Origin of the sequence: Nocardia grenadensis NBRC 108939 (assembly GCF_001613445.1) — a bacterium.
Lineage (GTDB): Bacteria > Actinomycetota > Actinomycetes > Mycobacteriales > Mycobacteriaceae > Nocardia > Nocardia grenadensis.
Genome location: NZ_BDCJ01000009.1, coordinates 485,206 through 505,906, shown reverse-complemented (window position 1 = coordinate 505,906; position 20,701 = coordinate 485,206). Strand labels below are relative to the sequence as shown.

Here is a 20,701-nt window from a genome sequence, read left to right as displayed (position 1 = left end):
GAGCCAAACGACACCGTGACCGGGCGGAAGTCCATCCGGTCCGCAGCCGGCGCCCCGGCCACGGGCCGGGCGCTCTCCCCTATTGGCCGCCGCCACACACTCTCGGGCGGCCGCCCAACCGATATGACGGCCCCCACCCGGGCTTTCGCTCGGACTCCCGCCGAGCGTCCGGAAGGTCTCACGGGGTGGCGGCGGACGGCACCGGCGCCCGCCGCACCGGACTCATGGACCGGCCGCATCCGAACAGGTAAGCCCCCTGTCGGTGGCACCCGGCCCAGTTGCTGGGCCTGACCGAGATCGTCGCGATTCGCCCAGTGCTCACGCACCGCGCCTTCGGTGATCCGGAACCAGTGGGTCCGGATCGCTGCGAACGACCGGCCGGTGGCCGGGACGACTAACCCAGCTCCCGCTGCGCCGGCCACAGCTGCGCCCAGGGCGCGCGGACGGTACGGCACACATACATCGCCGCTCCTTGCTCGTCGTTATCGATTCCGAGCCCGTTGTCGATCCGGCCCGCCGCTTCCGGAACGGAATCGGCACAGAAGCGCGCGACTTCCGCGTGGGTGAGGCCGACGGTGAGGATCGGGCGGGAATCAGCCGGCGGCCCCCACCACCAATAGGAATTGTGACCGCTGTGCGGGACCGGGAGACCGTGTGCGTCGCCGAAACGCTCGATGGCCGCGGCTTCGCCGTAGTTGGCCGTGAGTATGTCCGCGTCCGGTGCCAGCCGGGCTCTGGCCGCTGCGATCCGGTCGGTGAACAGCGGCCAGCCGACCGTTTCGCCGGCGTCGTAGTTGAGGGCGAGAATCGGCGAATCGCGCAGGGCGGTCACGGGGAGAACCGGCAGGAACAATACCGCCGATACGGCGGCGTTCAGCGCGACAACCGCCGCCGTCGCGGCGCGACGCCGGCGGGTGCGGGTCAGAACGGCTACCAGTGCGGTGGCGCCCGCGGCCAGCAGCACCGGGTACATCCCGCCCAGGTAGTAGGCCTTGCCCCCGGCGGCCAGATACGCCACGAACAGCAGGGCGTAGGCGAGCGCGAAGGCGCGGTAGCGAGATTGCCGGGCCAGCCACCACAGTCCCGCGCCCCACAGCACCACCATCAGCGGACCCATCAGGCCGAACTGCAGCAACACGAAGGCGGCCGGGCCGTCCGAGGTGCCCGACGAACCGCCCGCGATGGCCCGGCTCATCTCGACCTGCGGCAACCCGTTGCGCACCTGCCACCACAGATTCGGCGCCCAGATCACCGCGGCGATCGCGAGCGCGGCCGGAAAATACTTGGTGCGGAAAACCTCTCGGGGGCCGAGCAGCAGGAGTGCGCACGCGAGAACCAGCAGCGGTAATGCCAGCAGCGTCTTGTTCTGCACGCCGATCCCCGCCAGCACACCCACGAGCAACCACCAGCGCCGATCCGATTCCGGCCGCAGCAGTCGCAGTGCCGTCACCACCACCGCCGACCACACCGCCAGATCGAAGATCACGGTGCCGAGCTGATGACCGCCGCCGAGCAGGAGCGCGGAGGAGGCCGCCGCCGCGGCGGCCAGAGTCTGCGCGGCCCGGCCGCCGCCCAGTTCACGGGCCGCCCATCCGGTACATACGATCACCACGGTGGCCGCCACGATGGCCGGGAGCCGCAGCACCACCAGCGAATCCGCGTCGATCGCGGCCATCGCCCGGGCCAGCAACGGCACCAGCGGTGGCTGATCGGCATATCCCCAGTCGAGCCGCCGGCCCGCGGCCAGGAAGTACATTTCGTCCCGGTGGTATCCGTACCGGTCGGCACACCCGGCCAGCAAGACCGCGAAAACACCCGCCACCCAGTACATCGCGCCGTCCTACCCGCCGCCGGCGGCGGTCCGGATTCCGCTACGCCCGTGTCGATACTCGCACTGGCACCCACCCGCTCGCTCGGTATCCGGCACGTCGCGGTGGCTCGGTGCCGCGGCCACCGGTTCCCGTCCGCGAAACGGCGCGGTCAGGTGGTCCGGCGGGCACGGGCGCGCCGTTTGCCCTCATGCATCGCCTGGACCCTGGGAATCGGGATGGTATGGCCCTCCGCGACCAGATCGGCCGGAAGCGCCTGCGGTGCCGGCATGGCGGCAGACCAGGGGTCGGTATCCGCCAACAGGGCCGGTACCGTCCGCATCGTGAAATCCGCCGGCGTCACCTCGTCCAGATCGGACCAGGCGAGCGGGAACGATACGGGCACCCGGGGACGGATACGCGGACTGTAGGCCGCGGCGACGGTCGCGCCGCCGGTACGTGTCGGATCGAGGAATACCTTGCCTCCGCGGTCCTCCTTGATGAACGCGGTGGTGGCGAATCCGGGATCGAGGCGTTCGGCCCGAGCGGCGATCGCCCGCGTCGCCGCGGCCGCGTCCTCGTGGCGGGTACCCGGCGCGATCGGCACGAACACATGGGCGCCCTTGGCGCCGCTGGTCTTCACCGCGCCGGTCAATCCGGCGTCCGTCAATGCCGCCCGGATCAGCCGGGCCGCCTCGGCCGCGTGCCGGAAGGTCTGTCCGGGCGAAGGGTCGAGGTCGAGGACGAGATGCGTCGGCCCCGGACCGGGATCGGAGGTGGTCAGAGTCGGGTGGTATTCGACGGCGCGCTGATTACCGAACCAGAGCAGGGTCGGCATATCGTCGCACAGCGCATAGGAGATCTCGCGCCGCGAACTATCCGCCCAGACTGTTGTCCGCCGGACCCATTCGGGGGTGTACTTCGGCAGGTTCTTCTGCATGAACGGTTCCTGCCCCGGCCGGACGCGAACCACCGACAGTGGGCGGTCCCGCAGTACCCGCAGGAGGCGTTCCCCGACCGCCTCCAAATAATCCAGCAGGTCCCGCTTGGTCGCCTCGGCGCCGTCGAACAGCGGCTGGTCCGAGTTCGTCACCGGAACCCCGCGGCGGACCTCGTCACCGGTCATCGACTCACCATGCCCGCCGGCGTCGGCGGGGTCAACCCGTAGGCCGCGACCGTGGCGGAAATCCGGGCAGACCGCGGCGGCGATTTCGGAACCGGGCGGCCACAGCTGCGCGCCGGACCATATTTCGCTTGCGCGCCGTGGGCACGATCAGGATCGTTGCCGTATGCCACCACGAATCTCGATACCGCCTCCGCCCGACTCCCGGCCACCCGATGAACGCCCGGATCTGGCCGGCTGGCGACGCCGGCATGCTCGGCGCTCGTCGAACGCCGCCCGGCCGATCCCGTCGGGTAAACAGTACCGCCGTAAGCAGAAGCACCCGAAACACCGGGAATTCGATACCCGCCGGTGACGGCGAGCCAGCCGCTACGCGAAACATCCGGTGCCGCAATGACGATATTCGCACAACGCGCTTTGCAATTTCCCGGCACATCGGAGCGGCTATGAGCGACACCACCCAGCGCGACACCCTGTGGATGCGTGAGGACCTGCGACACACCTGCCGACTTCTCGGGCTCGACGACCGGCACGGCGCCTGGATCGCCCGCGAATTCGCCCCCTGGGCGGCCGGCTATCTCGCGCGCCGGGTGCTCTTCGAACTCCGTCAGCGGGCCGCCGAAGCAGCCTGAGCGTACCCCGAGTTGCCGATTCCCGCTCGATCGGCTGTGATCGGAGAACGTGAGCGGAAACGGCAGCGTTTCGAACATCGGGGTCCCGGTCGCACTGGACCGCCGGACCGTACTACGCGCGGGGGCGGTGACCGCCGCCGCGGCCGCGTTACCCGCACCGGCCGCGTATGCGGCGAGTCCGGTGTTCGGGCACGGCATCGCCTCCGGTGATCCGCTACCCGACGGCGTCGTGCTCTGGACCCGGGTGACCGTCGGACCACAGGCCCTGCCGGGGTCGGGGATCGGCGCCCCGGCCACCGTCCGATGGGAGATCGCCGACGACGCCGGATTCACCATGGTGGTCGCCGCCGGCTCGTTCATCGCGGACGCGGACTCCGATCACACGGTGAAGGTGGATGTACGCGGTCTGGCCCCGGCGCGCGACTACCACTACCGGTTCCATGCCCTCGGTGCGACGTCGCCCGCCGGCCGGACCCGTACCGCCCCGGCCGAAGCGGACTCCCCGGCCTGCCTGCGTTTCGGTGTGGTCTCGTGCGCCAACTGGGAAGCGGGCTATTTCGCCGCCTATCGTCATCTCGCCGCCCGCGATAATCTCGACGCCGTCATACATCTGGGTGACTACCTCTACGAATACAGCTCCGGATCGTTCGAGGGCCACGCCGGGACGGTCCGGCAGCACGAGCCGGTGCACGAGATCATCTCGCTCACCGATTACCGGATCCGGCACGGCCAGTACAAAACCGACCCCGACCTCATGGCCCTGCACGCGCGGGTGCCGTTCATCTGCACCTGGGATGACCACGAAACCGCGAACAACGCCTGGTCCGGCGGCGCGGGAAACCACGACCCCGCGTCCGAGGGCAGCTGGGCGGATCGGCGCGCCGCCTCGATCCGCGCGTACACGGAATGGATGCCGGTCCGGCTGCAGACCACAGCGGGGGAAACCCGGATCTACCGCCGTCTCCGGTTCGGCACCCTCGCCGAACTGTCCATGCTGGATCTGCGCAGCTACCGGGACAGGCAGCCGGAGCTCGGTACCCGGGAAGGTGACGACCCGGCCCGTACCTTGACCGGAGCGCGCCAGATGGAATGGCTCGCCGCCGGTTTGGTCTCCGGCTCCGCCCGCTGGCAGGTGGTCGGCAATTCGGTCATGATCGCGCCGCTGGCGTTCCCACCGCTGGACCCCGAGACCAGCGCGGCGGTCACCGAGGTATTCGGTATCCCCCGCGAGGGGTGGTGCTCAACACCGACCAGTGGGACGGCTACCCCGCCGACCGCCACCGCCTCCTCCAGGCCCTGACCGACCGCGGCGGCGACGTCGTCTTCCTCACCGGCGATATCCACAGCTCTTGGGCCTCCGACGCCCCGCTCGACGCCGCGCGATACCCCGGCGGACCTACCGCCGGAGTCGAATTCGTGGTCCCGTCGGTGACCTCCACCGGGATCGGAGATATGCTGCCGACCCCGCCGCGCACCGGTTCGGTCGCGCTCGCGGAGTCGGTGCGGGCACTCAACCGGCACATCCACTACACCGAGCTCGACTCCCACGGCTACGGCGTCGTCGAACTCGTACCCGCGCGGGTGCGGATGGAGTGGTATCACGTTGGTGATGTCACCGACGCGCGCACCGGCGTCCGGACAGCGGCGGCCTGGGAACTGCCCCACGGCGGCCGCCTCCGGCCGGGCGGGTGATCCGTCCGCGGGAGCCGGGAGTCGTTTCGACCGCTCACTCGGGCGGCCGGCTTCCGCGGTCGGGCCCGCGCCGGCTCCGGCGGCGGGATGGTGGGATACAGTTCGGATCACCGTCTTATTAATCATTCCCTCGTGACCGCGACGTTGTTTCAATGCCGCTATGCACCAGTCTCGTTCTCTTACCGCACGTTTCCGACTCCGGTCGGTCGCGATGCTTCTCGCTACCGCCGCTGTCGGGATGGCGCTGACCGGGTGCGACAGCAGTGACGGGCCCGGTGGCGCCGCGCTCGACACGCCGCTACCCACCGAGGTTCCGCCGGGCACCACCCTGGTGGTCGCCGACCAGCAGGAGCGTTTCCAGACCGCGCTGCGCGCCTCCGGTGAACTGGAGAAACTGCCGTTCGAGGTGGAGTTCGCGAATTTCATCGGCGGCCCGGAGATCCTGGAGGCATTCCGGGCGGGGGCGGCCGATGTGGCGCCGGTGGGTGATGTGCCGCCGATCCATGCCCTGGCCGCCGGCCAGGACGTACCGATCATCGCCGCCTATCAGACCGATCCGGCGGGGATAAAACTCGCTGTCGCACCAAATGTCCTCGCGACCCGGCTGACCGATCTGAAGGGTAAGAAGATCGCCTATGCCGAAGGGACGGCTCAGCAGGCGGCGGTATTGCGCGCCCTGGACATAGCCGGTCTGACCACGTCCGATGTCGAGCTGGTGCGGCTACAGCTGGCCGATTTCAATGATGCGGTCCGCACCGGGCAGGTCGATATCGCCCCGCTGAACGAGCCGCGGCTCACCCGGTTCCTGCGTACTCCGGGCGCGACCGTGATCGCCGATTCGGAAGCCACGGGTATCTATTACGGCGTGGGTTATCTGTACTCCCGGCGGGAGGCGACCCAGGATCCGGCGAAGTCCGCCGCGCTGCGCGCCCTGGTCGGGGCCTTCGTGCGGGCGTTCCACTGGACCAATACGCACCAGGACGAGTGGGCCCGGATCTACTACATCGAGAATCAGAAGCTCAGCGCCGACGACGCCGGCCGGATCGTCGATTCACTCGGGGAGTTCACCTTTCCCCATCTGGATCAGAAACTGATCGATGCCCAGCAGGCGACCATCGATGTCATCGACGCGGCCGGTCAGCTGCCGCGCAAGGTCGAGGCCGCGGACGGTTTCGACACCCGGTTCGACCAGGTGATCAGTGAAACCGTGCCCGCCGTGGGCGCACGATTCGAACAGGAGGGGCGCTAATGGCCACCTTGGGTATCTCCGCGGGCGCACGGGCCGATTCCGTCCCGCTCGCACCCCCGGCCCGGTCGGCCCGGACCGGCCGCCGGGTTCGCCTCGGGCCCGGCCGGCCGATACCGTTCGGTTTCGCGCTGGGGCCCGTACTGCTGCTGGCCGCCTGGGTGATCGGGTCGCTGTCCGGCGCGCTCGATGCCGAAACACTGCCGGCGCCGTGGGATGTGGCCCGGACCGCGGGTGATCTGATCGCCGAGGGCACCCTGCAGTCCAACCTGCTCACCTCGTTGCAGCGTGCCGCGATCGGTCTCGTACTCGGGGTGGCGATCGGCGTGGTGCTCGCGCTGGTCTCCGGGCTGAGCCGAATCGGCGAAGCACTGGTCGACGGTCCGGTGCAGATCAAACGCTCCATCCCGACCCTCGCGCTGATCCCCCTGTTCATCGTGTGGTTCGGGATCGGCGAGGAGATGAAACTCGTCGTCATCACCGCCAGTGTGCTGGTGCCGGTGTACATCAATACGCATGCCTCCCTGCGCGGAGTGGACGCGCGGTATGTGGAGCTGGCGCGGACGGTCGGACTGTCCCGGTGGGGTTTCGTCCGCCGGGTCGCGCTGCCCGGTTCACTGCCGGGATTCTTCACCGGACTACGGCTGGCGGTCACCATCTCCTGGCTGGCTCTGGTGGTGGTCGAGCAGGTGAACGCCACCAGCGGTATCGGCTATCTGATGACCCAGGCGCGCACCTACGGGCAGATCGACGTGATCGTGGTGGGACTGGTGATCTACGGGCTGCTGGGTCTTTTCGGTGACCTGGCCGTTCGCGCGCTGGAGCGGAGGGCGCTCGCATGGCGACAGACACTGTCGGACTGACCGTACGAGTCCGCGCTCTGCGGCGCGGGTTCGGCGACCGGATCGTGCTGCGCGGGGTGGATCTCGATATCGCGCGGGGTGAGTTCGTGGCGCTGCTGGGCCGGAGCGGTTCCGGTAAGAGCACCCTGCTGCGCGCACTCGGCGAACTGGACCACGATGTCGCGGGCGACGGTGAACTGACCGTCCCCCGGGAGCGGTCGGTGGTGTTCCAGGATTCCCGGCTGCTGCCGTGGATCAGAGTGCTCGACAATGTCACCCTGGGTTTGAGCGGTCCGGGTGCCGCACAGCGCGGTCGTGACGCACTGGCCGAGGTCGGCCTGGCCGGCCGGGAAAATGCCTGGCCCCGTGAATTGTCCGGCGGTGAACAGCAGCGGGTGGCGCTGGCCCGTTCCTTGGTCCGCGAACCGGCACTGTTGCTCGCCGACGAACCGTTCGGCGCGCTGGACGCGCTCACCCGCATCCGGATGCACGGACTGCTCCAGGATCTCTGCGCCCGGCACCGCCCGGCGGTGCTACTGGTCACGCACGATGTGGACGAGGCGGTGCTGCTCGCCGATCGAGTGCTCGTCCTCGACGAGGGCCGCATCGCCGTCGACCTGTCCATCGCGCAGGTCCGCCCGCGCCGGCACGGCGATCCCGCCGTCGCCCACTATCGCGAACAACTCCTGGCCGCGCTCGGTGTCTCCACCGAACCCACTCACTACGAGGACGATGCACGATGACCGAACCACGCCGGCTGAGCCTCAACGCGTTCATCTACCCCGCCGGACACCACGAGGCGGCCTGGCGCCATCCGGCCAGCCGCCCCGACCGAATCTACGATGTCCGCTACTACCAGGAGATCGCCCGGACCGCCGAGGCCGCCACCTTCGACGCGGTGTTCTTCGCCGACGGACCGGCGCTGCGGACCAATGTGGCCTACAACGCCGCGCCCGGACTCGAACCCATCACGCTGCTGACCGCGATCGCCGCGGCGACCACACATCTGGGTCTGATCGCCACGGCGTCCACCACCTACTACGAGCCCTACAACCTGGCCCGGCTGTTCTCTTCGCTGGACCATATCTCCGGCGGCCGAGCGGGCTGGAACATCGTCACCACCGGCACCGATCTGGCCGCCGCCAATTTCGGGTTGGACCGCCATCCCGATCACACCGAACGCTACGCCCGGGCCCGCGAGTTCGTCGACGCGGTCACCGCACTGTGGGACAGCTGGGAGGACGACGCCATCCTGCTGGACCGCGCCGGCGGCCGGTACGCGGACCCGGACAAGATCCACCCCATCGATTTCGCGGGCGAACATCTGCGGGTACGCGGACCGTTCAATTCGGCCCGCACGCCGCAGGGGTATCCGGTCCTGGTCCAGGCGGGCGCGTCCAACGACGGCCGCGCGTTCGCCGGGCGGTATGCCGAGGCGATCTTCACCGCGCATCAGCGGCTGAGCGACGCCCAGGTCTTCTACCGCGATATCAAACAGCGGGCGGCGGATTTCGGCCGCGCACCAGACCAGGTGAAGATCCTGCCCGGAATCAGTCCGTTCATCGCGGGGACCGAGGCGGAGGCGAAGCAGCTGGAACGGGAGTTCAACGAGCTCACCGTGCCCGAGTACGGGATCAAGCAGCTGGAGTCGCTGGCCCACGAATCACTGCGGCACCTGGAACTGGACGAACCGGTACCGGTCGAATTGTTCGCCGACGCCGGTGATGTCACCGACAATTCGGCGAGTCGGCGGCAGGTGGTGGCCGGAATCGTCCAGCGGGAACAGCCGACCCTGCGCGGTCTGCTGCACCGGCTGGCGGGCGCGCGCGGGCACCGGGTCTTCGCGGGCACCCCGGAGCAGGTGGCCGACACCATCGAGGAGTGGTTCCGCTCCGGCGCCGCGGACGGTTTCAACGTGATGCCGCCCTACTACCCCGGCGGCCTCGAGGTCTTCACCGAAACCGTGGTCCCGATTCTGCGGCAGCGCGGGCTGTTCCGGACCGAGTACACCGGAACCACCCTGCGCGACCATTTCGGGCTGCCCAAACCGGCGAGCCGTCATACGGCGCAGCCGGTGGCCGGGTAGCGACGGCTAACGCGCTGCGCCGCGGTCGGACAGGGCGGTGACCAGATCAGTTGCGGCGGCGGCGAGTTCGATCCGGGCGACGTGCGGCAGGGTGGCGGCGAGTTTTCCGGCGATCGCCGCCTGGATATCGGCGCCGATCACCACTCCCTCGGCCGTCGGCGCCACCCGGCTGATCCGGCGATCGGCCGAATCCGGTTGCCGGGCCACATAACCGCGGCGTTCCAGCCGGTCCACCATGCCGGTGATATTGGTTTTGTCGCAGCCGAGCGCGGCGGCGAGTTCGCCGAATGTCGGATGCTGGGCCTGGACCAGGCAGAGCAGCGCGATCTGCTGAGCGGTGAGGCCGAATTCGCGGGCTATCGCCCCATAGAACGCGTTCACCTCACGATAGAGCCCGCCGAGGGCGGCAACCAGGTCGTGATCGTTCACTGCCACGTCGAGCAGTTTAGATGATCAACAGTTGACGAGGCAGGATAGTTAGTCGAGTATGTCGACTGTCCATATCCGAGCGAGCCCGGCGATATCGCCGATATCGTGGGCTTTCTCGTGTCCGAGGAGGCCCGGTGGAACACCGGTGCGTCCCCACCCGCCTCGGGCGGGCGGGGCCTTCTGAGCTCCACGGGCGTAGCTAGGCGGCGCGGGCACGGGCCAGGCCCCACTCCTCGGCCAGGAGGCGGTGTGAGGTGAGACGGTCCGCGTGCCGGTGGGTGACGCTGGTGACGACGAGTTCGTCGGCGCCGGTGAGATCGCGCAGGGCGGTGAGGCGGGCGGCGACCGAGGCGGGGGTTCCGACGAATTGGGTGTTCACCCGGTCGTCGACCAGCCGCTGCTGGTCGTCGGTCAACGGCGGCGCGGTATCGGGGTCGAGATATTCCGCGGCGCCCGCGCCACTGCGGATACTCGCCACCCAGTGGCCGTAGGTGGAGGCCAGATGCCGGGCGGTCGGCTCCTGCGCGGCGACCACGACATCCGCCGAAACCACCAGGTACGGTCGCGGATAGCGCGGTGAGGGACGGAACGCCGTCCGGTAGGCCTCGACGGTTTCCAGGAGGGTCCCCGGGGACACGTGGTAGTTGGCCACGAACGGCAGGCCCAGCGAACCGGCCAGCCGGGCGCTCTCGCCGCCGCTACTGCCGAACAACCACAGTTCGACCCCGGCGCCCTCCCCCGGCACGGCGTGCAGGGCGATGCCGTCGGCGGTCGCATAGGTGCCGGCGAGCAGCGCCCGGATCTCCTCGACCTGCCGGGTGTAGTCGAGCGGTTCGGCGCCCGGTAGCCGCAGCGCTTCCAGCGAGGCCGCCAGGCGGGTGGTATCGCGGATCCGGTGGGGCGCGAAGGGTGGCGGGAGCACCACCCCGTCGCGGACCTCGGTCCGACGTTGCGCGGTCGGCGCGGCCGCGGATCGGAGCTGCCCGATCCGGTGTGCCGAACGCCCCAGGCCCAGATCGAGACGGCCGGGGTACAGGGCGTCGATGGTGCCGAACGATTCGACAACCGAGGCCGAGGTGCGGTAGCCGGCCTGGACCGCGGCCGAACCGACGCGGATGGTCTCGGTGGCGCCGGCGATGAGCGCGATCAGTTCGGTCGGCGCCGAGGAGGCGACCGCGACGAAATGGTGTTCGGCCACCCAGAACCGCCGGTAACCCCATGACTCGGCGTGCCGGGCGAGGTCGATGGTGTTGCGGATCGCCTGCTGGGCGGTGGATCCGGTGCTGATCGGCGACAGGTCCAGAACGGACAGGGGGACCGTCATGAGGCGCGCACTTTCTCGTCGGCTCGATGGGGATGGCGCAGACCCAGATGCTCGCGCAGGGTCGCGCCGGTGTACTCGGTGCGGTAGGTGCCGCGATCCTGCAGTTCCGGGATCACCTTGTCGACGAATTCGTCCAGCCCGGCCGGGGTGAGGTGGGGCACCAGGATGAATCCGTCGGCGGCGTCCTCCTGCACGTAGCGGTCGATTTCGGCGGCGATCTCCGCCGGTGATCCGACGAACTGCTGACGCGCGGTGACCTCGATGATCAGTTCGCGGATCGTCAGGTTCTCCGCCTCGGCCCGGGCCCGCCACTGCGCGGCGACCGCACCCGGATCCCGGGCGTGCCGCACCCGGCCCCGGGTGATGGTCGCATCGTCGAGCGGTTCGATATCGGGCAGTGGGCCGTCGGGGTCGTAGGCGGACAGGTCGCGGCCCCAGACCTGTTCCAGGAAGGCGATGGCGGTGTGCGGGCCGACCTGCCGGCGCCGGATGTGCTGTGCGCGTTCCTCGGCGTCGGCCCGGCTGTCGCCGAGGACGAAGGTGGCCGCGGGCAAGATCAGCAGATCGTCGCGGTGGCGGCCGTACTTGGCGAGCCGACCCTTCATATCGGTGTAGAACTGCTGTCCCACTTCGAGTTCGCCGTGCCGGCTGAAGATCGCGTCCGCGGTGGCGGCACCGAATTCCCGGCCCTCCTCGGAATCCCCGGCCTGCAACTGCACCGGATATCCCTGCGGGCTGCGCGGCAGGACGAACGTACCCTCGATATCGAACTGGCTGCTGCGATACCGGAACTCGGGGAGCGGCGCCGTGAACACACCCTGCTCCCGGTCGACGACCAGCGCGTCGGCCGGCCAACTGTCCCACAGTGTGCGGGTCGCCTCGACCACTTCCGCGGCTCGCGTGTACCGCTGAGCGTGCTCGAGGTAGCCGCCGCGACGGAAGTTCTCGCCGGTGAACGCGTCGGAGGAGGTGACCGCGTTCCAGGCGGCCCGCCCACCGGACAGATGATCGAGGGTCGCGAACTGTTTCGCCAGCTCCAATGGTTCGTTGAAGGTCGTGTTGATGGTGCCCGCCAGGCCCAGCCGGTCGGTGACCCCGGCGAGGGCATTGAGCACCGTGAAGGTATCGGGACGGCCGACCACGTCCAGGTCGTGGATCCGGCCGCGGTGCTCGCGCAGCCGCAGCCCTTCGGCGAGGAAGAAGAAATCGAACAGTCCACGTTCGGCCGTCCGGGCCAGGTGGACGAAGGATGCGAAGTCGATCTGGCTACCGGATTCGGGATCGGTCCAGACGGTGGTGTTGTTGACGCCCGGGAAATGTGCGGCGAGATGGATCTGCTTACCCGGCTGCGTTCTCGGCATATCAGCCCCGTTCGGTCGCGTAGCGGTTGTGCGGACGCGGCAGGCCGAGCCTGCCGCGCAGGGTGGTCAGCGGCGCCGGGAGCCGGTCCAGAAACGGGACGAGGGCCAGTGGTCGAAGCACGATCCCGTCCGCGGCGCATTCCCGCCGCACCTGCTCGGCCAGCTCCTGCAAGGTGTCGGTAGTCCCCACATGGCGCAGACCGTCCGGACCGGCGGTGGCGGTCCACTCCTCCAGTTCGGCCACCTCCCGCGCGGCCAGTGCCGCCGTCGGCGCGAGATGGACCTCGAGATCGAGCAGCACCCGCACCTGCCCGGGATCGCGACCGGACGCAGCCACCGCGGAGCGCAGGACCGACCGGGTCTCCGCGGCCGTGGCCGGATCCGGGGCGGTGATCCGGATGAGATCGGCGTACCGCACCGCCGTCCGGGTCGCGAGCGGACCGGAGGCGCGCACCGCGATCAGCGGCTGCCCCTGGGGCGGACGCGGGGTGATCGACGGGCCCTTCACCGAGAAGTTGTCTCCGGCGAAATCGATGTAGTGCAGTTTGTCGCGATCGATGAACCGGCCTGTGGCGCCGTCCCGAATCTCCGCGTCGTCTTCCCAGCTGTCCCACAACCGGGTGACCACCTCGATCGCCTCGCCGGCTTCGTGCCACAGCGAATCCTCGGACTGCTCGGCTTTACGGCCGAACAGGCGGGCCTGCTCGGCGCCCGGCGATACCGTCACCTCCCAGCCCGCCCGGCCGGAGGTCGCGTAGTCGAGGCTCGCGATGGCCTTGGACAGATGGAACGGTTCGGTATGGGTGACCGGGGCCTGCGGGATCACGCCGAGCCGGGTGGTGGACGTCGCGACCCGGGCGGCGATACCGACCGCCTCGAGGCGTCCCCGCGCACCGTCCGATTGCAGGGTGAACGAATCCGGCAGGAAGACCAGATCCAGGCCGGCCCGGTCCACGGCGGCCGCCGCGTCGACCCAGTACCCGGCGGTGAAGAGGTCCTCGGCCCGCGAGTCCGGGCGCCGCCAGGACGCGGGATGCACTCCGGTACCCACTAATTCGACGGCGAACAGCAGGGGCGACACCTGCGTCATCAGGCGGTCCTTTCTCTCGGCCGGTGCCGGCGCGCGCCCCCCGGGACCGCCAGCAGCAGTTCCCGGGTGAACTCGTGGCGCGGCGTTTCGAAGATCTCCGCGGTCGGGCCCGTCTCCACAATGCGGCCCTCCCGCATAACCGCCACCCGATCGCTCATCCCGCGGACCACCGCGAGGTCGTGGGATACGAGCAGGTAGCTCAGCGACAGTTCGGTCTGCAGCGTGTCGAGCAGGTCCAGGATCTGTTCCTGCACCGAGACATCCAGCGCGGACACCGGTTCGTCGAGGATCACCAGATCCGGGCGCAGGGCCAGGGCGCGGGCGATGGCCACCCGCTGGCGCTGCCCACCCGACAGTTCGGCCGGGCGGCGTTGCGCGGCGGAGACGGGCAGCGCGACCTGGTCGATCAGTTCGGCGACCCGCTCGCCGCGGGTCGATCGGTCACCGACCCCGAAGGCCCGCAGCGGTTCGGCGACGATGGCGCCGACGGTCAGTTTCGGGTTCAGCGAGGCGTACGGGTTCTGATACACGATCTGAACGCGCCGCCGCCACTCGCGCAGCCGGGCCCCGCGCAACCCGCCGATATCGGTGCCGTCGAATTCCACGGTGCCGTGGTCGGGTCGCTCCAGCCGGGCGATGATCCGCGCGGTTGTGGACTTGCCGGAGCCGGATTCACCGACGATCGCCAGGGTTTCGCCGCGGCCGACGGTCAACGAGACATCGGTGACGGCCGCGAGCGTGGTGCCGCGCGCCGCCCGGAAGGATTTGTGCAGGCCGTGAGCCGACAACAGCGGTCTGACGGCGGAGGCACGTTCGGGACGGCGCGGCCGGCCCGTTCCCGAGGCGGCGGCCAGCAGCCGGCGGGTGTACTCGTGTCGCGGCTCGGTGAACACTTCGGCGGCCGTGCCGGATTCCACGATCCGGCCGTGCCGCATCACCACGATCCGGTCGGCGCGGTCGGCGGCGACACCGAGGTCGTGGGTGATCAGCAGGACCGCGGTACCCGATTCGGCGGTGCGGCCGGCCAGATGGTCGAGGATCCGCCGCTGTACGGTGACATCGAGCGCGCTGGTCGGTTCGTCGGCGATGACCAGGCTCGGACCGCAGGCCAAAGCGATCCCGATCAGTATCCGCTGGCGCTGGCCGCCCGACAGATCCTGCGGGAACTGCCGGGCCCGCAGGGCCGGGCGATCGATTCCGGCCTCGGTCAGGATCCGGATCGCCTCGGCCCGGGCGGTACGCCGGTCCGCGCGGCCGTGGATCCGCAACGTTTCGGCGACCTGGTCACCGATGCGCAGCACCGGGTTCAGCGAAACCGCGGGATCCTGCGGTACGAAACCGATCCGGGCGCCGCGGATCCGCTGCCATCCGCGGGCCGGTAGCCGGTCGAGCCGCTCTCCGGCGAAGGTCACCCTACCGGCGGTGATCGCTCCGGCACCGCTCAACAGCCCGATCACCGCGTGGGCCAGGCTGGATTTACCCGACCCGGACTCCCCGACCACCGCGACCGTCTCCCCGGTGCAGATCGTGAGGGATATTCCGTCGACCGCGGTGGTCGACGCCGCGGCGGTACGGTATTCGACCACCAGATCCTCGACCTGTAGCAGCGGGCCCCCGGTCGCGCTCACAGCGACCACCCGGTCAGGAAGAGTCGCGGCTGCTGTTCGGCCAGTCCGGCCTGGAACCGCCGGCCGGCGCGCAGGAATCCGCGAATCCGGCGCGCCGCGGCCACCAGCGGATCACCGGCTTCCGGTCCGGCGGGTGCCGCTTCGTGGCCGGTCCACATGCGGGCGGCGGGGTGATCGGTCCGGGCACGGACGACTTCTGGACGTGTCACCGCAGTCCCTCCTGGGCGAAGGCCCGGCCGAGGCGCTGGGTGGCGAGCACCACCGCGACGATGACCAGGCCGGGTAACGTGGTCAGCCACCAGGCGGTGGCGAGATAATTGCGTCCCTCCGAGATCAGCGATCCCCATTCCGGCGTCGGTGGCGCGGCACCGTAGCCGAGGAAGCTCAGCGACGACACGGCCAGCACGGCGAGACCGAACTCGACGGCGGCCAGCGCGGCGACCGGGGCGCAGGAATTGCGCAGGACGTGCCGGAAGAGCACCCCGTACCAGCGCACCCCGCAGGCGCGGGCGGCCTCCACGTACGGCGCCTGCCGTACCCGCAGCACCTCGGCGCGCATCACCCGGGCGAACCGTGCGATGAGCGCGACACCGACGGCGAGCGCGACATTGCCGGTGCCGAAACCGAGCACCGTCACCAGGGCCAGCGAGACCAGCAGTTCCGGAATCGACAGCAGCACATCCACACCACGCATGACGAAGCTGTCCAAGGTTCCGCCCACCACACCCGACACCACCCCGAGCAGCGACCCGGCCACCAGCCCGATCGCCACGGCGAGCACGGTCGCGGTCAGCGACAGCGCGGCCGCGTGCACGACTCGGGTGTAGAGGTCACGACCCAGATTGTCGGTGCCGAACCAGTGCTGCGGACTCGGGCCGCGGAACTTCTCGCTCGGTACACCGGTCAGCGGGTCGCCCCGGGTGAACAGGGCGGGCACGGTCGCCCAGCCGAGTACCAGGACCAGCACCGCCCCGGCGAACACCACCCCGGCCGTGGTCCGCCCGCGGCGCGGTGTCCGGGCCTTCTCGCGCGGCGGTGCGATGAGTTCGCGAACCTCAGACACGGACCGTCTCCTTCCCGCGGAACCCGTCCACCACCCGCGCGTCCACCAGCGGATACACCAGATCCACCAGCAGGTTCACCAGCACGTACACCGCCGCGCCGAACACCACGATGCCCTGCACGACCGGAATGTCCTGGTTCAGCACCGCGGTCTGGGTCAGCCGACCGACACCGGCGCGCGCGAACACCGTTTCCACGATCACCGACCCGGCGAGCACCGTGCCCACCCAGACTCCCGCGATGGTGAGTGCCGGTCCGACCGCCGCGCGCAGTACATGCCGCCGCTGCACCCAGGCGCGGGACGCGCCCTTGGCGAAGGCGACCGCCACGAACGGCTGATTCCAGGTGGCGATCAGGTTGGTGTAGAGCACCTGCGCGATCACCGCGCCCACTGGCACGGCGAGGGTGATCGCCGGCAGGATCGTCCCGCTGAACCCGGTACCGCCGAACGCGGGCACCAAACGCAACTGGAACGAGAACAGATGCAGCAGGATCAATCCGACCCAGAAGGTGGGCATGGCCGCCCCGACCGGCGGCAGCGCGGTCAGCAGATCGCGCAACCGGGTGCGTTCGGTATAGGCGGCGGCCAGCGCGAGGGTGGCGCCGAACACCACGGCGAGCACCAGCGTCGTACCGGCCAGCGCCAGGGTGGAGGGCAGTGCTTCCCCGATGGCCTCGACGACGGTCTGCCCGGTACTCAGCGAATGCCCCAGGTCACCGCGCACCGCGTGGATCAGCGCGGTGGAATACTGCTCCCACACCGGTTTGTCCAGCCCGTACCGGGCCTGCAGTTCGGCGACCGCGGCGGCGTCGACCGGGGTGCCGGGGTTGGCGTCCACAGCGAGCTGCACCGGATCGGCGGGAAGCAGGTACAGCACCGCGAAGGACAGAGTGAACGCCGCCCACAGCACGCCGGCCGCCTGGAGTACACGCAGCAGCACATAACGGGTCAGCGTGGTCATCGGCCGCTCAACCAGGTGTCGTAGAACTGCAGTCGTGCCGACGCCTCGAAGGTCAAACCCTGCACCGTGTTCGCGACCCCGATGGCCTGGGCGAGTTCGATGGTCGGGATCCACAGCCCCTCGTCGAGCAGCAGCCGCTGCGCCTGCTCGATCAGCCGGCCCCGCTGCGCCCTGTCGACGGTGGCCAGCTGGCCGGACAGCGCAGCGTCGAGCTGCGGGATCGCGCCGCGGTCGTTCAGGTTCCGGGCATCCAGACCGAAATTGGTGCGCAGGATATCGCCGTCGGCGCGGGTCACGTTGTAGTAGATCGTGTCGAAATCCTTGGTGTTCTGCCGCACGGTGTAGTCGGCGATCGCGGCCGGTTCCAGCCGCAACTCCACACCCGCCCCCCGCAGTTGCTGTTGAAGGAGTTCCAGAATTGCCTGGTTGCCGGCGAATGCCGCGCTGAACAGCACCCCGAACGACAACCGTTCCCCGTTCTTGGCGCGGATACCGTCGCCGCCCGGGACCCAGCCCGCCGCGTCCAGCGCCCGCTTCGCCGCGTCGATATCGAAGCCGAGCTCCCCGCTCAGATCGATGTAGCCGGGCGTCGTATGGGCCAGGGGGCCGGTCGCGGGCCGGAACTGCGGGCCCAGCACCGTATCGACGAGTTCCTGCCGGTCGACCGCGGACAGCAGCGCGGTGCGTACCGCGCGGTCGCGCAGCGGGCCCCTCGTCACATTCGGTTGCAGACCGAAGGTGATCCCGGGGTTGGCGGCGGTGGCCACCTGTCCGCCCGCGGCTTCGATCTGCGGCACGTCCTGGGGCAGGGCGTCGCTGGTCGCGTCCAGCTGACCGGATACCAGACTGCCTGTGCGAACCCCGGATTCCGGAACCACCGTGAATTCGATCCGGTCGAGATAGGCCTCACCCTGGTGCGCGAATACCGCCGAGCCCCAGCCGTATCCGGCACGCTTTTCGAGCGTCACCGAATCACCCTGACGGTACTCGGCGTAGGTGAACGGACCGCTGCCGACGGTATCGCCGAGGCAGCGCTGTTCGGCCTCTTTCGCGGTGGTGGCGGCAGCGAGGATGCCCAGCTGCGGGGTCGAGGTCGCCTGCAGGAACTGCGCATTCGGGGTGCCGAAGCGCACCCGCGCGGTGTGCGCGTCCACCACATCGGTACCGGTGTAGCCGGCGAGGTAGGTGGCGGCCAGTGGTGCTTTGGCGCCACCCAGGACGTGCACGATGGAATCGAGCGTGCCACGGACGGATTCCGCCGTCAGCGCGGTGCCGTCGCTGAAGGTCACCCCGTCGCGGAGATGGAACGTGAAGGTGCGCGCGTCCGGGCTCACCTCCCAGCGCTCGGCCAGCCACGGCCGGATCTCGCCGGTCCTCGGGTCCTGATCGGTGAGCGAGTCGGCGATCTGACGGCTGACGTAGATCGTCTGGTTGGTACCGCCCTGCGCCGGATCGGAGCAGGTCGGCGCTTGGGAGAGGCCGTACCGCAGGGTTCCGCCGGGCTGCGGCGGACCGCTGACACCGGTCTGGGTCACCCCGCCTCCACACGCCGCGAGGGCGAACGTCGCGGCGGCTACCCCGAACAGGGCAACGGGTCGTTTCATCGAGTTCTCCGGATCGCACCGCGCCGGGGACCGGCCGCGGCATCGTCGGGCCGGTGCCGCCCGCGGCGGACTCCCGGATGCTGGACAAGACGTTAAGGAGCGACCGGCGTGCCGTCGCCGGTCTCGATCACTCTGAATCCAAACCTTCCTGCCCGGCCGCCTCGGAAATGTCCGGTCAGCGGCAGCGGTTCGCGCGGCCGCCCCGCGAGTGGCAGAGCTGCCACCCACCTGAGCCACGACCAGGCCACCGGGCCGGGACGACGGCTGACATGATCGGACCCCGGGACGACGCGAGCGAAGAGGCGGCAGCGGATGCGGATGGCGAACTGCGCCGGGAGTCGGGCGTCGCGATCGTCCAGTACTACCAGCGCGAAGGACTCCTGCCGCCCGGCGAACCGACCAGCCCAACCAAGCCCGCTACGGTTCGGCGCATGTGCGGCGGCTCGCGCTCGTCCGGGCACTCACCGAGGTGGCCGGACTCTCGGTGGCCGCCGTGCGCGACGTCCTCACCGCGATCGACGAACCGGGTAGCTCACTGCACGACGTACTCACCGCCCAGCCGGGCCTACCGGTCGCGCCCTGCGAAACCGTCTCCGCGGCCGACCGAGAATGGGCCGCGCGCCGGATCGACGAGGTGGCCGCGGAGCGCGGCCGGCAGCCGCCGATATCGGGGCCCTCGCCGGACTGGACTCGGCCGAGAACATGGTGGAGGGCGCGGTGATCGGCACCGTCCTCGGCGACAGCCTGCCGGCCGCGCTGCGCCGGGGGCGCACGCGGAAGCCTCGCGGAAACGCTTCGGCCGGGCGCGAGGCGATCCGGCCGGTCACCCGTCCGCCGGATCCGGCGTGCACGACGGTGGCGTACCACGCGGTCGGAGGCGAAGCGCAGCGCGTGGTCACGGTATCGGCGGGCGGGGCGCGGTGGATCCGCCGGGCCGCGCCGCGGCGCCGAGCATATCGAGGACCAATTCCCCGTACTCGGCCGCGATCTGCTCCGCGGTGGCGCCGCCGCCCTCCCGATACCACTGGGCGATCCCGGTGCACATGGTGGCGACCGCCCGCCCCGCCGCCCGCGGGTGCGGGGTGGTGAGACCACCCGCGGCGGCGGCCGCGGCGATCTCGTCGTCGAGGATCCGCTGGAGTTCGCGGCGCGAGCCGGCGATCCGGGCACGGTCGGCGGGCAGCAGGCTGCGCATCTCGCTGGCGCCGATGAAACCCAGTTCCCGACGATTGGTGTGGAACAGCGCGAGCGCCTCCACGATCAGCCGCACCCGCTCCACGCCGTCGCGGCCCTCGGCGCGCGCGCCGCGGACCCGCCGGTGCAGATCGTCCATGGTGAGGTCGAGGATGCGCACCAGCACTTCCTGTTTGTCGCGGTAGTGGTGGTAGAGGCCGGGCACGCTGGTCCCCGCGCGCCGCGCCAGCGCCCGCACCGTGGTGCCGTGATAGCCGATCTCCACGAACAGAGCGATCGCGGCGGTGAGTACCGGATCGAAGCCGGGCGGACCGAACTCCCGCCACTCCCCCGGTGCGGCCGTCTCGCGCGCAACCGGCACCGCCGGGCGCGCCGCACCGGAGCCGCCGAGCAGATCCCGCGCGGGAACGCCGAGGGCGGTGGCCAGATCGGTGAGGCGGTCCACCGAGAGGCCGGTGTGCCCGTTCTCCAGCGCGCTCATTGTCGCGGGGCTCACCCCGATGCGCCGCGCGACCTCGCGGAGCGACAACCCGCCCCGGCGGCGCGCCGCCCGGATCGCCTTATGCGGCGGTACCGGGTCGTCGGTGATCGGGTCGGGCATAGTGTTCAGGATAACCG

The 20,701-nt window shown here is 70.1% G+C and carries 17 protein-coding genes and 2 pseudogenes; 7 read left to right on the top strand and 12 right to left on the bottom strand.

From position 1 onward, the window contains the following. Nucleotides 1-394: 394 nt before the first annotated feature. Entirely contained in the window at nt 395-1,831 is a 1,437-nt protein-coding gene (locus NGR01S_RS12135; RefSeq protein ID WP_063036260.1) for a glycosyltransferase family 39 protein, read from the bottom strand. Between the two features lie 149 nt (nt 1,832-1,980). Then, the gene (locus tag NGR01S_RS12130; protein ID WP_063036259.1) at nt 1,981-2,934 is read right to left on the bottom strand and encodes a DNA polymerase domain-containing protein; all 954 of its coding nucleotides are present in this window, start codon (nt 2,932-2,934) and stop codon (nt 1,981-1,983) included. 443 nt (nt 2,935-3,377) lie between these two features. On the opposite strand from NGR01S_RS12130, the gene NGR01S_RS12125 reads away from it, so the two are divergent. The 6 genes and pseudogenes from NGR01S_RS12125 to NGR01S_RS12100 all read left to right on the top strand — a co-directional run bounded on the left by NGR01S_RS12125 (nt 3,378) and on the right by NGR01S_RS12100 (nt 9,429). After that, nucleotides 3,378-3,563 (top strand): hypothetical protein, encoded by a 186-nt coding sequence (locus tag NGR01S_RS12125; RefSeq protein ID WP_063036258.1) that lies wholly within the window; start codon nt 3,378-3,380, stop codon nt 3,561-3,563. 94 nt (nt 3,564-3,657) lie between these two features. Continuing rightward, nucleotides 3,658-5,255 (top strand): annotated as a pseudogene (locus NGR01S_RS12120) (alkaline phosphatase D family protein). A gap of 211 nt (nt 5,256-5,466) precedes the next feature. Further along, nucleotides 5,467-6,504: an ABC transporter substrate-binding protein gene (locus NGR01S_RS12115; RefSeq protein WP_245664544.1), complete on the top strand. Its 1,038-nt coding sequence runs from the start codon at nt 5,467-5,469 to the stop codon at nt 6,502-6,504. Next, a complete protein-coding gene (locus NGR01S_RS12110; RefSeq protein ID WP_063036256.1) occupies nt 6,504-7,364 on the top strand; it encodes an ABC transporter permease in 861 nt (286 codons plus the stop codon). Before NGR01S_RS12115 ends, NGR01S_RS12110 begins: the two co-directional genes overlap by 1 nt. After that, nucleotides 7,340-8,086, top strand: coding sequence for an ABC transporter ATP-binding protein (locus NGR01S_RS12105; RefSeq protein WP_063036255.1), 747 nt, complete (start codon nt 7,340-7,342; stop codon nt 8,084-8,086). The genes NGR01S_RS12110 and NGR01S_RS12105 overlap by 25 nt, the downstream gene beginning before the upstream one ends. Continuing rightward, a complete protein-coding gene (locus NGR01S_RS12100; RefSeq protein ID WP_063036254.1) occupies nt 8,083-9,429 on the top strand; it encodes an LLM class flavin-dependent oxidoreductase in 1,347 nt (448 codons plus the stop codon). The genes NGR01S_RS12105 and NGR01S_RS12100 overlap by 4 nt, the downstream gene beginning before the upstream one ends. 6 nt (nt 9,430-9,435) lie before the next feature. Here the strand turns inward: NGR01S_RS12100 and NGR01S_RS12095 are convergent, their stop codons facing one another. The 9 genes from NGR01S_RS12095 to NGR01S_RS12060 form a co-directional block, all read right to left on the bottom strand. Beyond that, nucleotides 9,436-9,864 carry a MarR family winged helix-turn-helix transcriptional regulator gene (locus NGR01S_RS12095; protein ID WP_063036253.1) on the bottom strand — a complete coding sequence of 143 codons (429 nt, stop codon included), beginning with the start codon at nt 9,862-9,864 and terminating at the stop codon, nt 9,436-9,438. Between the two features lie 193 nt (nt 9,865-10,057). Further along, complete coding sequence (locus NGR01S_RS12090; RefSeq protein WP_063036252.1) at nt 10,058-11,182, bottom strand: LLM class flavin-dependent oxidoreductase; 1,125 nt, start codon at nt 11,180-11,182, stop codon at nt 10,058-10,060. Further along, entirely contained in the window at nt 11,179-12,543 is a 1,365-nt protein-coding gene (locus tag NGR01S_RS12085) for an NtaA/DmoA family FMN-dependent monooxygenase (RefSeq protein ID WP_063036251.1), read from the bottom strand. Before NGR01S_RS12085 ends, NGR01S_RS12090 begins: the two co-directional genes overlap by 4 nt. 1 nt (nt 12,544) lies before the next feature. Beyond that, the gene (locus NGR01S_RS12080; protein WP_063036250.1) at nt 12,545-13,633 is read right to left on the bottom strand and encodes an LLM class flavin-dependent oxidoreductase; all 1,089 of its coding nucleotides are present in this window, start codon (nt 13,631-13,633) and stop codon (nt 12,545-12,547) included. Further along, on the bottom strand, nt 13,633-15,261 hold the full coding sequence (locus NGR01S_RS12075; protein ID WP_084480774.1) for a dipeptide ABC transporter ATP-binding protein: 1,629 nt from the start codon (nt 15,259-15,261) through the stop codon (nt 13,633-13,635). The genes NGR01S_RS12080 and NGR01S_RS12075 overlap by 1 nt, the downstream gene beginning before the upstream one ends. Then, nucleotides 15,258-15,470: a hypothetical protein gene (locus tag NGR01S_RS30920; RefSeq protein WP_157107219.1), complete on the bottom strand. Its 213-nt coding sequence runs from the start codon at nt 15,468-15,470 to the stop codon at nt 15,258-15,260. Before NGR01S_RS30920 ends, NGR01S_RS12075 begins: the two co-directional genes overlap by 4 nt. Beyond that, on the bottom strand, nt 15,467-16,303 hold the full coding sequence (locus NGR01S_RS12070; RefSeq protein ID WP_063036353.1) for an ABC transporter permease: 837 nt from the start codon (nt 16,301-16,303) through the stop codon (nt 15,467-15,469). The genes NGR01S_RS30920 and NGR01S_RS12070 overlap by 4 nt, the downstream gene beginning before the upstream one ends. Nucleotides 16,304-16,316: 13 nt before the next feature. Continuing rightward, complete coding sequence (locus NGR01S_RS12065) at nt 16,317-17,276, bottom strand: ABC transporter permease (protein ID WP_063036354.1); 960 nt, start codon at nt 17,274-17,276, stop codon at nt 16,317-16,319. A 5-nt stretch (nt 17,277-17,281) separates the two neighbouring features. Next, on the bottom strand, nt 17,282-18,889 hold the full coding sequence (locus NGR01S_RS12060; RefSeq protein ID WP_063036248.1) for an ABC transporter substrate-binding protein: 1,608 nt from the start codon (nt 18,887-18,889) through the stop codon (nt 17,282-17,284). Nucleotides 18,890-19,298: 409 nt separating this feature from the next. Here NGR01S_RS12060 and NGR01S_RS31945 point away from each other — a divergent pair. Beyond that, nucleotides 19,299-19,610 (top strand): annotated as a pseudogene (locus tag NGR01S_RS31945) (MerR family transcriptional regulator); the annotation flags it as partial. A 174-nt stretch (nt 19,611-19,784) separates the two neighbouring features. On the opposite strand, the gene NGR01S_RS12050 reads toward NGR01S_RS31945, so the two are convergent. Beyond that, complete coding sequence (locus NGR01S_RS12050) at nt 19,785-20,684, bottom strand: TetR-type transcription factor C-terminal domain-containing protein (protein WP_063036247.1); 900 nt, start codon at nt 20,682-20,684, stop codon at nt 19,785-19,787. Nucleotides 20,685-20,701: the final 17 nt, after the last annotated feature.

Excerpts from the sequence above, each read along its gene's own strand:
- NGR01S_RS12135 (WP_063036260.1), bottom strand. The coding sequence starts at position 1,831 with ATGTACTGGGTGGCGGGTGTTTTCGCGGTCTTGCTGGCCGGGTGTGCC.
- NGR01S_RS12130 (WP_063036259.1), bottom strand. The coding sequence starts at position 2,934 with ATGACCGGTGACGAGGTCCGCCGCGGGGTTCCGGTGACGAACTCGGAC.
- NGR01S_RS12125 (WP_063036258.1), top strand. The coding sequence starts at position 3,378 with ATGAGCGACACCACCCAGCGCGACACCCTGTGGATGCGTGAGGACCTG.
- NGR01S_RS12115 (WP_245664544.1), top strand. The coding sequence starts at position 5,467 with ATGCTTCTCGCTACCGCCGCTGTCGGGATGGCGCTGACCGGGTGCGAC.
- NGR01S_RS12110 (WP_063036256.1), top strand. The coding sequence starts at position 6,504 with ATGGCCACCTTGGGTATCTCCGCGGGCGCACGGGCCGATTCCGTCCCG.
- NGR01S_RS12105 (WP_063036255.1), top strand. The coding sequence starts at position 7,340 with ATGGCGACAGACACTGTCGGACTGACCGTACGAGTCCGCGCTCTGCGG.
- NGR01S_RS12100 (WP_063036254.1), top strand. The coding sequence starts at position 8,083 with ATGACCGAACCACGCCGGCTGAGCCTCAACGCGTTCATCTACCCCGCC.
- NGR01S_RS12090 (WP_063036252.1), bottom strand. The coding sequence starts at position 11,182 with ATGACGGTCCCCCTGTCCGTTCTGGACCTGTCGCCGATCAGCACCGGA.
- NGR01S_RS12085 (WP_063036251.1), bottom strand. The coding sequence starts at position 12,543 with ATGCCGAGAACGCAGCCGGGTAAGCAGATCCATCTCGCCGCACATTTC.
- NGR01S_RS12080 (WP_063036250.1), bottom strand. The coding sequence starts at position 13,633 with ATGACGCAGGTGTCGCCCCTGCTGTTCGCCGTCGAATTAGTGGGTACC.
- NGR01S_RS12060 (WP_063036248.1), bottom strand. The coding sequence starts at position 18,889 with ATGAAACGACCCGTTGCCCTGTTCGGGGTAGCCGCCGCGACGTTCGCC.
- NGR01S_RS12050 (WP_063036247.1), bottom strand. The coding sequence starts at position 20,684 with ATGCCCGACCCGATCACCGACGACCCGGTACCGCCGCATAAGGCGATC.